The 13104-nt window shown below is 63.9% G+C and carries 11 protein-coding genes, 1 tRNA gene and 1 other RNA gene; 8 read left to right on the top strand and 5 right to left on the bottom strand.

The window, feature by feature from the left end; genetic code table 11:
- The first annotated feature begins 153 nt into the window (after window positions 1–153).
- From QMG25_RS05410 to QMG25_RS05400, 3 genes are read left to right on the top strand one after another with little or no spacing between them, the layout of a single operon-like run.
- Window positions 154–360 (top strand): helix-turn-helix domain-containing protein, encoded by a 207-nt coding sequence (locus QMG25_RS05410; protein WP_283458016.1) that lies wholly within the window; start codon window positions 154–156, stop codon window positions 358–360.
- Window positions 357–1619 carry a type II toxin-antitoxin system HipA family toxin gene (locus QMG25_RS05405; RefSeq protein ID WP_283458015.1) on the top strand — a complete coding sequence of 421 codons (1263 nt, stop codon included), beginning with the start codon at window positions 357–359 and terminating at the stop codon, window positions 1617–1619. The genes QMG25_RS05410 and QMG25_RS05405 overlap by 4 nt, the downstream gene beginning before the upstream one ends.
- A gap of 57 nt (window positions 1620–1676) precedes the next feature.
- Window positions 1677–2303, top strand: coding sequence for a TetR/AcrR family transcriptional regulator (locus tag QMG25_RS05400; protein ID WP_283458013.1), 627 nt, complete (start codon window positions 1677–1679; stop codon window positions 2301–2303).
- Here the strand turns inward: QMG25_RS05400 and QMG25_RS05395 are convergent.
- On the bottom strand, window positions 2300–3226 hold the full coding sequence (locus tag QMG25_RS05395; RefSeq protein ID WP_283458011.1) for a LytR C-terminal domain-containing protein: 927 nt from the start codon (window positions 3224–3226) through the stop codon (window positions 2300–2302). The two genes, QMG25_RS05400 and QMG25_RS05395, sit on opposite strands and share 4 nt — an antisense overlap.
- The gene (locus tag QMG25_RS05390; protein WP_283458009.1) at window positions 3219–3518 is read right to left on the bottom strand and encodes a type II toxin-antitoxin system VapB family antitoxin; all 300 of its coding nucleotides are present in this window, start codon (window positions 3516–3518) and stop codon (window positions 3219–3221) included. The genes QMG25_RS05395 and QMG25_RS05390 overlap by 8 nt, the downstream gene beginning before the upstream one ends.
- A gap of 120 nt (window positions 3519–3638) precedes the next feature.
- Between QMG25_RS05390 and QMG25_RS05385 the strand changes: the two genes are divergently transcribed.
- Window positions 3639–4526, top strand: a complete 888-nt coding sequence (locus tag QMG25_RS05385; protein WP_283458007.1) for an HAD family hydrolase — start codon at window positions 3639–3641, stop codon at window positions 4524–4526.
- A gap of 163 nt (window positions 4527–4689) precedes the next feature.
- On the opposite strand, the gene QMG25_RS05380 is transcribed toward QMG25_RS05385, so the two are convergent.
- Window positions 4690–4777 (bottom strand) — tRNA-Ser (locus QMG25_RS05380).
- Between the two features lie 440 nt (window positions 4778–5217).
- Window positions 5218–5427 carry a hypothetical protein gene (locus QMG25_RS05375; RefSeq protein WP_283458005.1) on the bottom strand — a complete coding sequence of 70 codons (210 nt, stop codon included), beginning with the start codon at window positions 5425–5427 and terminating at the stop codon, window positions 5218–5220.
- 176 nt (window positions 5428–5603) lie between these two features.
- Here QMG25_RS05375 and ffs point away from each other — a divergent pair.
- The 3 genes from ffs to recR all read left to right on the top strand — a co-directional run bounded on the left by ffs (window position 5604) and on the right by recR (window position 10006).
- An RNA gene (gene ffs, locus QMG25_RS05370) (signal recognition particle sRNA small type) lies at window positions 5604–5699 on the top strand.
- A 71-nt stretch (window positions 5700–5770) separates the two neighbouring features.
- Window positions 5771–9319, top strand: coding sequence for a DNA polymerase III subunit gamma and tau (locus tag QMG25_RS05365; protein WP_283458004.1), 3549 nt, complete (start codon window positions 5771–5773; stop codon window positions 9317–9319).
- Window positions 9320–9406: 87 nt separating this feature from the next.
- Window positions 9407–10006, top strand: coding sequence for a recombination mediator RecR (gene recR, locus QMG25_RS05360; protein WP_283458002.1), 600 nt, complete (start codon window positions 9407–9409; stop codon window positions 10004–10006).
- Between the two features lie 47 nt (window positions 10007–10053).
- Here recR and QMG25_RS05355 read toward each other — a convergent pair whose 3' ends face one another.
- The gene (locus QMG25_RS05355) at window positions 10054–10899 is read right to left on the bottom strand and encodes a helix-turn-helix transcriptional regulator (RefSeq protein ID WP_283458001.1); all 846 of its coding nucleotides are present in this window, start codon (window positions 10897–10899) and stop codon (window positions 10054–10056) included.
- A 78-nt stretch (window positions 10900–10977) separates the two neighbouring features.
- Between QMG25_RS05355 and ilvD the strand changes: the two genes are divergently transcribed.
- Window positions 10978–12873 (top strand): dihydroxy-acid dehydratase, encoded by a 1896-nt coding sequence (ilvD, locus tag QMG25_RS05350; protein WP_283457999.1) that lies wholly within the window; start codon window positions 10978–10980, stop codon window positions 12871–12873.
- The last annotated feature ends 231 nt before the right edge of the window (window positions 12874–13104 follow it).

The following is a 13104-nucleotide window of genomic DNA, read 5'->3' as shown; positions in this document are numbered from 1 at the left end:
AGCAGTCCAGGCCGCGTTGCGGGGGTCCGGCTGCACTACCACGAATATTCGGCATGATCGTGCCGAATATTTAGTTTCCGGGCATAGAATGGAGCCACGTGGCGGCCACGCTGCGCCCCGAATTTGCTGCAAGCTGCGCGGAAGGCGGAAGCCATGAATGTTGCCGAACTGGGCGCCACCTTGCGGTCCCGGCGCAAAGCGCTCAACCTCACGCAGAGAGAAACAGCGGACCTGGCCGACATTTCCACCCGGGTCCTCAGCGACTTGGAGAACGGCAGGGAAACGGTGCGCCTGGACATTGTGAACGCCGTGGCAACGGCGTTGGGCATGAGCCTGAGTTTGCAGGTGCAGGGTCCGTGAAGCAGCTTGACCAGGCAAAGTCGGTAACCCAGGCAGTGATCTACAAGAAGGGCCGCGCTGCGGGGACCCTCACCCGCCATCCCGGCATGGGCGTCGTTTTTTCGTATCTTCCCAGTTATCTCAGCGGCGGCGGACCCGCGATCGCTTCCACACTTCCCACCCTCGACGTTCCCGTGGCAATGGGCCACGGCGGTGTGCCGGCGTTTTTTGTCGGCCTGCTCCCGGAAGGTGAGCGCCTGGCCAAGCTGCGTTCGGCTGCAAAAACCACCATCACCGACGAATTCTCGCTATTGCTGGCGGCGGGCGAAAACCCCGTGGGCGATGTCCAGATCGTCCCGGCCGGCGAGAAGCCGCAGACCCTTCCCGCCATGCTGACCGTCGCCAAGACCATGGGCAACGTCAACTTTGCCGATTTCGCCGCCGTTCCCGGCCCCGTGGACCGTTCGGCACTGGCCGGCTTGCAGGACAAGGTCACCGCCTCCTACCGCCACGACAAGGACCCCACCCGGACCTACATCCTCAAATTCAACGACGGCAGCCACGCCCGCCAGGTCGAAACGGAGTTTATGCTCCTGCACAAGGCCCGGGCACTGTCCATCCCGGTCGCGGAAGCACGCCTGGTGCACGACGGCGCAGGCCAGGCAGCGCTGCTTGTCTCACGTTTTGACCGGTCCCCCGCCGGAATGTTGGCCGTTGAGGATTGCGCCCAACTCCTGGGCCTGGGGCCGAGCCGCAAATACTCCGTCCCCAGCGAGGCTGTGGCTGCTGCGGCCATCAGCATCTGTTCGGCCAAGGCCTTGGCCGCCCGCAACATCTTCTTGCAGTTTCTTTTCGCTTGGCTAACGGGCAATGGAAACCTGCATGCCAAGAATATTTCAGTGGTTCAACAACCCAACGGTGAATGGCTGGTGGCTCCGGCCTATGATCTACAGTGCACCCTTGCAGCAGAGATTGAACAAGGTTTTGCCGCCGGCGTGCCCGGTGGCATCCTGACCGATCTTACCGACGGCGACCCCTCGCGCGACCCCGGCATGGCACTTCCGGTGGGCGGCAGCGCCGGCATCCGGACGGGGCTGAACCGCAATGACTGGCTGCGCTTTGGCCGGGAGCTGCACCTTCCCGAACGCCTTGTCGCAAAGTGCATCGACAAGGCCTTGGACGCCTCTGCCGTGACCGCGGCGGAACTGCCGTTTGAGCGCCACGTCAGTGCCGCCGTCGTGCGTGTTTTGGGGATTCGGCGCACCGCCATGCAACGCTGAAACCGCGAGCGAGGTGCCATTTTACTTTTACTGACGAATTGACGCTAAAATGTCCCTATGCCACGAATAGCCGCCCCTACGAACGCGGCGCAGCGCGAGCAGACGCAGCGCAAAATCCTCGACGCCTTCGGTGAACTTTTGTTCACCCATGGCCTGCCGGGCCTGACCATGACCGATGTCGCCCGGACAGCAGGGGTGGGCAGAACCGCCGTCTACAACTACTTCGCCGACCTCGAACAGCTTCTGGTGGCTTACGCGTTGGATGAAACCGGCAAGTTCGTCACCGATTTGAAGGCCCAGCTGGACGGGCTCGAAAACCCGGTGGACCGGCTCTCCGTGTATGTGCGCGCCCAGCTTGAAGACCTCACCCGGCGCCACCTTCCGCCCGGGCCGGCCATGCGGTCGGTGCTCTCCAGTGAATCGTTCGCAAAACTGGGCATCCACGTGGGCGAACTCAACTCGCTGCTGATGGGTATTCTGCGCGACGGCATGGACCAGCGTTTTCTGCCCGGGGCCGACGTCGAAGGGCTGGTGCAGCTCATTCACGGCTCGCTGACGGCAAGTGCTTCACGGCGCAACACAGACATCCCCGACGAGGAACACATTGCCGCGGCCGTCAGGTTCATCCAGGCCGGAGTGGGCGCCTCCTTTGATGCAGAGGGCCGGCCGGTCGCCAGGAACTAGCTTCCAGGCTTGGCGACCTGGCTCGCTGAATCGGGCACGGCACTCGGCGGCGGGCTCGGCTGCGGGCTCAGCCGCGGGCAGGAAAGCACGCCTGGTTTTTTCTCCACCTTGGCGGCATCGACAAGTCCGTTGAATTGGCTTGTCACGATGACGTCCACCGTGCTGTCCTCGCGGTCGTCCTGCACATATTCGGAATTGGGGAAATTGCGCTGCATGTTCAGCGCTGCGCCGTGGCCGCCGGGCCCCGAAACAACCACGGTGGGCGCGCCATATTCGGTGGCCTTGTTGGCAACGTTCTTGACAACGAAACCGCGTTTCTTCAGCTCTTCGGCCACCTTGCCGGCTTGGCCCTCTGTGCTGCCAGCATTGAAAACGTTGACGGTGACGCTCTTGCTGCCAGGCATTTCAAGGGTCTCGGCGGGGCAGGTCACAGGCGTGGGCGTTGGTTTCCCGGCTCCGAGCGTCAGGTGCAGTTCCCCGCGCTGCACCATGGCGGCGAGGACCACGCCAGCCACCACCAGGGCAAGCAACAGCACCAACACCACGCCGTGAGTGATCCGGCGACGCACTGTGACGGGGTTAAGCTCCGGGGTCTCCGGCTCGGGAAATGCGTCGGCCAATCCACGCTCGTCCACAATATTGTGCCCGCGCCAGGACGTTCCATCCTTGGCTCTCTTGCGTGCTTGGCGCAGGTCGTAGGCGGCGTCCTTGGCTTGCCTGCGCTCTTCCCTGGCAGCACGGCGTTGCTGCCGTGCTGTCAGCAGCACCTCCTCGCCAGACAGGCGGTCAGGCTTCTCCGGTCGCTTGCCGCCGTCTGGCTTTCCGGGCGGAACCGAGGGCTTGCCGCCGTCGGCCTTCCCTGGCGGGTGGTCAGGCTTCTCCGGGGGTTCGCCCGACGACGGGCCCCCGGATGGCCTAGTCATCTATCACCAGGACTCGGGCATGCATGACGGTTCGCTGGTGCAAGGCGGTGCGCACAGCCCTGTGCAATCCGTCTTCCAAGTACAGCGATCCCTGCCATTGCACGACGTGCGGAAACAAGTCGCCAAAAAACGTCGAATCCTCAGCCAAGAGCGCCGCAAGGTCAAGTTGAGCCTTGGTCGTGACCAATTCTGCAAGCCTAACTTGGCGCGGGGCAACGCCGGCCCAGTCCTTGGGCGTGACGTAGCCGTGGTCCGGGTAGGGGCGGTTGTCGCCAATTGCTTTGAATATCACTTCCTCAGACTAGGGACTCCACGGGGCTATGGGAACTTCCTCGCCGTCGCGCCTGAGGGTGTGTTGCCAAATGGTTATGGAAAATGTCCCTCCGGCCGGGATTGCTGGGAGCATGGTTCCATGACTCTTCAACAACCACCCTTGGCTCTGCTACTTGATGTGGACGGCCCGCTGGCCAGTCCGGTAACCCGTCGCGTGTCGCCGGACATCATCGCCAGCTTGATTGAGCTTGTCGACCGCGGCATCCCGGTAGTGTTCAATACCGGCCGCTCCGATACGTTCATCGCCGAACAACTCATGGTTCCCATGCTGCAGGCCGGACTGCCCGCGGACTCCTTGGTCCACGCCATTTGTGAAAAGGGTGCCGTGTGGTTCAGCTTCTCCCCCGATGGCCCGGGCCCCGTTCACGTGGACAAAAGCCTTGCCATGCCCACCGCGTATGGCGATGACATTCGGGATCTTGTCAGCCGCTCCTACTTTGGGCACATGTTCTTTGACGAGACCAAGCGGGCCATGGTGTCGGTGGAACAGCACATCGAAGTGGAGAACAGCAGTTATTTGGCCCAACAGTCAAAGTTCGACGCCGATGCGCTGGCCCTGCTGGCCAAGCACGACTTGGGTGCCGTGCGGCTTGAGCACAGGGCTCCGGCGTCAACGGGCCGCGTTGACTACCGGGTGGATCCGTCCATCATCTCCACCGACATTGAATCGATCCGGCTCGGCAAGGACTTGGGTGCCAGCCGGGCCGTGGAGCTGTTGGCCGCACAGGGCATCGTTCCCCAAGCGTGGCGCACGGTGGGCGATTCCCGCACTGACTATGCCATGGCCGACTGGCTCCACCACCAGGACCACCCGGTCAAGCATGTGGACGTGCGCCCGGCCGACGGCGTCCCCGAGAAGCCGTACCCGGTCAAGACCGCAGCCGACCTGGAACTTGGCGATGACCTTGTCAATGACTTTGCCGGGGCGGCGTTCCTGCAATTTTGGCTGGCCGGGCTCGAAAAGTAGCCCAGGCCGGCAAAGTGGCGGTGCTGGCGGGAAATGACACAGATGCGGTGATCCGCTGCCGGTATTTTCGACAGCGGATCACCACACCGGCATCGGTTGCCATGGGCGCGGCCCTAGTTAAACGACGAAAGGTCCGGAATCTCAACGATTCCGGACCTTTCACTGGCGGAGGATGGGGGATTTGAACCCCCGAGGGCGTTAACCCAACACGCGTTCCAGGCGTGCGCCATAGGCCGCTAGGCGAATCCTCCAGCTTGTCGTGCGAAACACGGCAGGTTCAAGAGTACCTGACGAAGTGCCCAACTCACGAATCGAGAGTTGGGGCGACCGAACAGGCTTCTTGAACTGGCTGTTTTTTCGCAAGAAGTAAGGGCAGTACGGCCCCGTTCAAGCCCTACTGCCCTTATTTCCCATGCGTTCGTTGCGGAAGGCAGACAACGCATCAAGAGTGGACGCTCAAGGCGCCCTGCAGTGCAGATGGCGGCGCTCCCACTGCCTCCCGCACTACGCAAGCAACTTTACAACATTGTCACATCGCCACGGAATTCCCCGCGACTTGGGCACGTCATGTGTAATTCCCGCTGCCATTGCGGCTCCGAAATTGAGCAGTGCAGCCCGGGCCACCCGGGCCGCCCAGACCGTTCAGGGCGGCGTCGCAGGCCGAACAGCTGCAGCAACACCAGCCCGGCGGTCAGAACCCTGCGCGCAGTGCCAAGGCTGCCGTGACGAATCCTGCCAAGGCAAAGGCGATCGTCATGATCCACAGCAAGATCTGCTGGCCCGCATGACGGCGCACCCGCTGGCTACTGCCGGTTGAAAACACTTCACCGCGCAACAGTGCCAAAACTCCACAGCCAAAGGCCAGCACCCAAAATATCCATTCAAAGACTCCAAACCACATGCTCTAACGCTCCTTCAGTGGGTCCGTCAAACGCAGGGGCGGGAGCGCTGTCGGACCGGCTTGGCAATCATGTCAATGCCCCCTTCTCGTGAACGTACCATCGCGGACGAGAAATTGATATTCCCCTGCTGCGACCGGCTGATTCGCACCCGCCGCCCCAGTCGGGTAAGCTAATTCCCGGCCCCTCATGTGGCGTCACCCTGTGAACTCCCCCAGGACCGGAAGGTAGCAAGGGTAAGCGGGCTCTGGCGGGTGCATGGGGGGTCTTTATTTATCCCCAGATATGCCGGATTTGCAGCATCGAGGCGGCAATTTGTCAGGCGGATTAGGTAGGGTTTCAACTGTGAGCGCACCAACAGCCCTGTATCGCCGGTACCGCCCGGATTCGTTTGCCGACGTGATCGGACAAGAACACGTCACGGCACCCTTGATGACTGCCCTGGAGAAGAACCGCGTCAACCACGCGTACTTGTTTTCCGGCCCCCGCGGGTGCGGCAAGACCACTTCCGCCCGCATCCTGGCCCGCTGCCTCAACTGTGCACAGGGCCCCACTTCACACCCGTGCGGCAAATGCGACAGCTGCATCGAACTGGCCCGTGGCGGCCCCGGCTCCCTCGATGTCATTGAAATTGATGCCGCCAGCCACGGCGGCGTCGACGACGCACGGGATCTGCGCGAACGCGCCACCTTCGCCCCCATCCGCGACCGCTACAAAATCTTCATCATCGATGAGGCCCACATGGTCACCTCGGCCGGCTTCAACGCGTTGTTGAAAATTGTCGAAGAGCCGCCGGAACACATCAAATTCATCTTCGCCACCACCGAGCCCGACAAGGTCATCGGGACCATTCGCTCACGCACCCACCACTACCCTTTCCGTCTGGTGCCGCCGGAACCGCTCATGGCGTACTTGGCGCGGCTATGCGAACAGGAGAATGTTTCGGTTGCGCCCGGCGTTCTCTCGCTGGTGGTCCGTGCCGGCGGCGGGTCCGTGCGCGATTCACTTTCCGTGCTTGACCAGCTGATGGCCGGCGCCGGAGCCGCCGGCCTGGATTACGACCTGGCCGTTGATTTGCTCGGTTACACCCACGCCTCGTTGCTGGATGACGTTGTCGAAGCGCTGGCCGCCAACGATTCGGCCACTGTTTTCAAGTCCGTTGACAGGGTTATCCAGACCGGCCACGATCCCCGCCGCTTCGTCGAAGACCTCCTCGAGCGTTTTCGCGACCTCATCATTGTCCACGCCATGCCCGAAAGCGCGCATGCCATTCTGCGCGGCACCCCCGATGAGCTCATCGGCCGGATGCAGTCCCAGTCCGCCCAGCTCGGTGCCGCCGAGCTCTCACGTGCTGCCGACATCACCAACGCCGCGTTCAACGAAATGACTGGCGCCACCTCCCCGCGCCTGCACCTTGAGCTGCTCGGCGCACGCCTGCTCCTGCCCGGCGCGGATTCCTCCGTCCGCGGCATGGCCACACGGCTCGACCAGCTCGAGCGCCGCCTCAACTACGCTGCTCCCCCCACTGCCGGCAACGCCCCCGCAGCGGTTTCCCCCATCCCCTCCCCGGAGTCGGTTGCTTCCCAGCAAAGTTCGACGCCGGACTCCGCCCACGCCGAGCCCGGGACTTCCGGCGGTGGGCTGGCTGCAGTCCGTGCCCAATTGGCTCGTGCCAAGGCTGAGGCCGGAGCCGAAGTTGCTGCACGGCAGACCCCGGCATCCTCCGCACCGGAGTCCGCTGCTGCCGTCAACCCCGGCCCAGCACCAGAGGCAACTTCTCAGTCAGCCCCTCAGTCAGCACAGGGCAGCCAATCGGCTCGCACCTGGAACGACCTCCCCACACCCGCCAGCACGCCTGATTTCAGCGGCACGCCTGATGCGTCTCCGCAGCCCGATTCGCAACAGCCCGCACAGCAAGTCGCTGCCCCCGCGCAACCGACCACACCCGAGCCGGCACCGTCCCAGCCAGCACCCTCCCAGCCAGCATCTTCCCAGGTTGCGCAGCCGCAAGCATCCCAGCCCGTCGCCTCCGGCAATCCCGGGCAGGCCGTCCCCTCCCGCGACTCTGCACCTGCCGGTCCGCCGGCCGCAAGCAACTCACCTGCGGACAGTTCACCTGCCGCAAATGCGTCCGGCATTGAAGTCATCCGCCGTGCATGGCCGGAAATTCTCGGCTCGCTGCGGGGCATCCGGATGGCGTCGTGGGTCATTGTGAACCAAAATGTTGTGCCACAAACTTTCGACGGCCGTGAACTGCGCGTGGGACTGCCCTCCGACGGCTTGATCGGCACGTTCAGCAACAGCGGCCACTTGGAAAATCTCCAACGCTCCATCCACGAAGTGCTGGGCATTGCGGTGCAAATCCTCCCCGTTGCAGGAGACGCCCCGAAAGCGAGCTCTGAGCCAAACCCAAAAGTTCGAACTGGTAATACAACACCGGTGCGGGAGGCACCCGCTGGAAACAGCACTGCCCGGCAGGCGCAGAACACCCGTGGAACTGCTACCGGCCCCGAAGATACGGTGGTGTCCGACGCAGCGGCGGCTCCCCTAGACTCGTGGGGCTTGCCCGCGGAAGCAGCCGCCCCCTCGTCCTCCCAGACTGCGCCGGCTTCCACACCGGCCTCCACCCAGCCGGCGGCAACGCGTGAAGCCGCTTCCGCTGAGGTTCCCGCGGCCCAGACGGCAGCTACCTCAGCACAGCCGGCGGCTCACGCAGCCGAGCCGGCAGCCGCCGTCCCAACGGCCACAGCCGCTACGCGCGAAACCCCCGACTACTGGGACGGCCCCACCGAGCCCAGCGATCCTTGGGACGAGCAGGGCACCGACGCCTACCCGGCTTCCGACCCCTACCAAGATCAGCAGTCGGGCCCGCCTGCCAGTCACTCCGATCAAGAAGCAGTTCCGGCTGCTGTGGCCCACATTCCCCCGCGGGTCTCTCCGATTGCCGCATGGACCACAGGCTGGGACGTCCCGGCCAGCGCTCCACAAACAGCTGCCCCCACCGCAACTGACCCGGCAACTCCGGAAGCTCCGGAAGCTCCCAAGCGAAGCGCTCGGTTGGCCGAACAAATCGCCCAGCAGGCAAGCCACGGAACGCCTCGGCAACCACCACAGGACTGGGGTGTTTCACTGGGACAAACAGATCGCTCAAACGTGGCAGATCCTGGTTGGGGCAGCATCGCCACCGCTCCGGACTGGGCGCAGCCGAGCGACATGGCACCAGCTGCCGCATCGGCAGCTGCGGCCGCATCCACGTTGTCCGAGACAACGGAAGCAGTTCCGCAGGCTGCGGACAATCCAGGGACTTCCCCAGTGGAACCGTCATGGCACAGCCCGGACAGTTCCACTGCTGCCACCCCCGCAACAACATCCACAGCGCCAACAGCTGAACCAGCGCCAACAGCTGAACCAGCGCCTGCAGCTGAGCGAGCGCCAGCGCCTGCAGCTGCAAGCACTGCCTCTGACGCCGAGCATGGAACTGATTCCGCGCAAGGGTTCGGGTCGGCGGCAGAGTCCCCTTTGGGCACTTCGCCGAACTACCCCACACCTGTCCAGCACGCACCGGCACGAGACACGCAGACCCAAAACACACAGGCACCGCATGCTCCGGCACAGTCAGCCAACGGACAGTCATCCGCCCCGGCAGCCAAGGGCGCTCCGGCGTCGGATGATCCCGTGGGCGGGGCCAAGCTGAGCATGTATCAGCGCATGGCCAACAGTTCAGCAGCCCAGGCCGCGCGCACGCGCGCTCCAGGAATCGCAGCGAAAGCCGCGCTCGTGGAGGACGTACCCAGCCCGGACGACGTCACCATCGAGGAATCGGGCAAGGCTGGACAAGCCGCCGTCGAGCGCATTCTGGGCGGCGTGCTGATCGAGGAACGCCCGCTAAACTAATCGCACTGAGCCAAGCAGGCCGCCCAGCTGCACGGAATCGCAGCAAGGCAGCATTCACCATTTTCACGTCAAAAGACAAGAGGCATTGTGTACGAGGGAGCAGTTCAGGAGCTCATCGACGAGTTGGGGCGCCTGCCGGGCATTGGGCCCAAGTCCGCCCAGCGGCTGGCCTTCCACATTCTCGAGGCCGACGCAGAAGACATGCAGCGCCTCGTCAAGTCCATTGTCACCGTCAAGGAACGAGTGAAATTCTGCACTGTGTGCGGCAATGTCACTGAGTCGGAGCTGTGCAATATTTGTCGCGACCCGCGCCGGGATCCCGGCGTTATTTGCGTCGTGGAGGAATCCAAGGACGTGCTCGCCGTGGAGCGCACCCGCGCCTTCCACGGCCGTTATCATGTGCTTGGCGGCGCCATCAACCCCATTGCCGGAATCGGCCCGGACCAGCTGCGCATCCGTGAACTTCTCACGCGCCTGAACGACAGCCAGATCCAGGAAATCATCATCGCCACCGACCCCAACCTCGAGGGCGAGGCCACCGCCACGTACCTCTCGCGGATGCTCAAAACCATCGGCATCACCGTGACGCGCCTGGCCTCCGGCCTGCCCGTGGGCGGCGACTTGGAATACGCCGACGAGGTGACCCTCGGCCGAGCCTTCGAGGGCCGCCGCAACGCCCTGACCTAAAAATCGAAAGCTGAGTAGTTGCCTATGTTGACGGGCAACATTGGCATCTACTGCGCACTCGAATCATGAACCGCGGCAAGCGCTGCCAGCCGGTCCCTGGTGGGCGTGCCTGGGGTTGGCACGTAGAGCACAAAGTGCAGCTCGGGGGCGTCGGCGGCCACCAGCCGGTGTTGCTCAAACGTCAGCTCGCCCACGGTCGGGTGGACAAATACCCGCTGTCGGGAGGCGAAGCCCTGCACACCGTGCTCGGCCCAAATTCCGGCGAACTCTTCGCTGGCAGCAGCCAATTTCGCCACGAGCGCGGTGTGCGCCACCGACCCCAGCCGGGGACCTGCCTCTGCCCTGAATTCAGCCACGAAATAGCGTGAGGTCTCCTCCCAGTCCGGGAGCATGCGGCGCAGCTGTGGGTCGGAAAAGACCAGCCACAACAGGTTCCGCTCGGCCGGATTCACTTCCGCGATGCGTGAATACAGGCACGCATAGGCGTTGTTCCAACCGGCAATGCCCCAGTCCGGCGCAACGGCAAACGCCGGAAAGTCCAGCGCATCCAGCAACGCTTGCAGGTGTGGCGGCACAGCGTCAATGGGGGCCACTTCCGCCATGGGCAGCGGCGCGTAGCCGCCCATGGCCAAAAGGTAGGCGTTTTCGGCGGCGCTCAGCCGCAGCACCCGGCCGATCGCTTCGAGCACCTGGCGGGAGGCGTTGATGTCGCGGCCCTGTTCAAGCCAGGTGTACCAGGTGACGCTGACGGCGGCGAAGGCCGCTATTTCCTCCCGGCGCAGACCCAAGAGGCGGCTGCGGCCAATCGGCGGCAGGCCGTGTTCGGCGCGAACCAGATGGGCGCGGCGGTCACGGAGAAACTGACCCACCTCCCGACGTCGTTCTTCATTCATTCCAACAAATCTAGCACTGCCACTACTAGTAGCAGCACCGTCTTCCGAAGCGTGCAAAAAAGCTGGTTAACTACTCTTATGCCTCCATTACGTTCAAGAACAGTCACCCACGGCCGCAACATGGCGGGAGCCCGGGCCCTCATGATGGCCTCCGGCGTTGCCAAGTCAGACATCGGCAAGCCGATCGTCGCCGTTGCCAACTCCTTCACCGAGTTTGTCCCCGGCCACACCCACCTCGCACCCGTGGGCCGCATTGTCTCCGACGCCATCCACGAAGCCGGCGCCATCGCCCGGGAATTCAACACCATCGCCGTGGATGACGGCATCGCCATGGGCCATGGTGGCATGCTCTACTCGCTGCCCTCCCGCGACCTGATCGCCGACTCGGTGGAGTACATGGTCAACGCGCACTGCGCCGACGTGCTGGTATGCATCTCCAACTGCGACAAGATCACCCCCGGCATGCTCATGGCCGCGCTGCGCCTCAACATCCCCACCGTGTTCGTCAGCGGCGGCCCCATGGAAGCCGGCCGCGTCACCATGACCGACGGCTCCATCCGCACGCTGGATTTGGTCAACGCCATTTCCGACGCCGTGGATGATTCCGTGTCCGACGCCGACATCGACCTCATCGAGGCGAACGCCTGCCCCACCTGCGGTTCCTGTTCAGGCATGTTCACCGCCAACTCGATGAACTGCCTCACCGAAGCCATCGGCCTGTCCCTGCCGGGCAACGGCTCGCTGCTCGCCACGCACACCGCCCGCAAGGAGCTGTACCAGCGCGCCGGCGCCACCGCCGTCGCGATCGCCAAGCGCTACTACGAGGACGACGACGAATCCGTGCTGCCGCGTTCCATCGCCAGCTTCGAGGCATTCGACAACGCCATGGCCCTGGACATCGCCATGGGCGGCTCCACCAACACCATTCTGCACCTGCTCGCGGCGGCGCAGGAAGCAGGGCTGAAGTACGACCTCGAGGACATCGACGCGAAGTCTCGCCTGGTGCCGTGCCTGGCCAAGGTGGCCCCGAACGTGGCTGGGGACAAGACGTTCTACATGGAGGACGTGCACCGCGCCGGCGGCATCCCCGCCCTTCTGGGGGAGCTTAATCGCGGCGGGCTGCTTCACACCAACGTCAACTCGGTCCACTCGAACGACCTCACGGGGTGGCTTGACGACTGGGATATCCGTGGCGGCAAGGCCACCGAGGCGGCCATGGCACTGTGGACTGCGGCACCCGGCGGCCAGCGGTCCTCCACTGCGTTCTCGCAGTCTGCCGAGTGGACGTCGCTGGACACCGACCCCGTGGAAGGGTGCCTGCACGATGTGGAGCACGCTTTCTCCAAGGACGGAGGCCTCGGCGTGCTGCGCGGCAACATTGCCCTCGACGGCGCCGTAGTGAAGACGGCAGGAGTTGACGAGTCGATCTGGACGTTTGAGGGCCCGGCCGTGGTGTGCGAGTCCCAGGACGAGGCAGTGGAAAAGATCCTGAGCAAGGTTGTCAAGGCAGGAGACGTGGTTGTCATCCGCTATGAGGGCCCGCGTGGGGGCCCTGGCATGCAGGAGATGCTGTACCCCACCTCGTTCCTGAAGGGCCTGGGCCTGGGGAAGGTCTGTGCGCTGATCACCGACGGCCGCTTCTCCGGCGGAACTTCGGGGCTCTCCATTGGCCATGTCTCCCCCGAAGCGGCCTCCGGCGGAACCATTGCCCTGGTGCAGGACGGGGACCGCATCCGGATCGACATCCCCAACCGGTCCATGGAACTCCTGGTCGACGAGGACACACTTGATGCGCGGCGCGAGCTGCTTGAAACAACCACCGGCTACCAGCCGGTGGGGCGTGTTCGCGAAGTCTCCGCCGCGTTGCGGGCCTACGCCTCCATGGCCACCAGTGCCGACAAGGGCGCCATCCGCCAAATCCCGGACGACGCGGTCATGATGAGTGCACCGCGGGTGCCGGTGCCGGTCTCGTAACAGCGCGCTGCCCATCCGCCTGTCGATGCATCGAGAGTGCAGCAGTTGATGTCCCACCCCCAGTGGCCAGACCGGAGTGTGAGTGTCAACGTAAAAAACCGTGACCATGACGATGGCTCAATTGTAAGTTGAGTAGGTGCCGGTTTGTGCCGAACGCCCACCCAGGGGGACCGTTTCAAAACCTACCCCCCAGTAGAACTCAAAGCCCCCAGCGCGAGGGGGCGGGTTATG

The organism is Arthrobacter sp. H35-D1 (genome assembly GCF_030063185.1).
In the GTDB taxonomy this organism is placed as follows: Bacteria; Actinomycetota; Actinomycetes; order Actinomycetales; family Micrococcaceae; genus Specibacter.
This window is presented reverse-complemented; position numbering and strand designations above follow the sequence as displayed.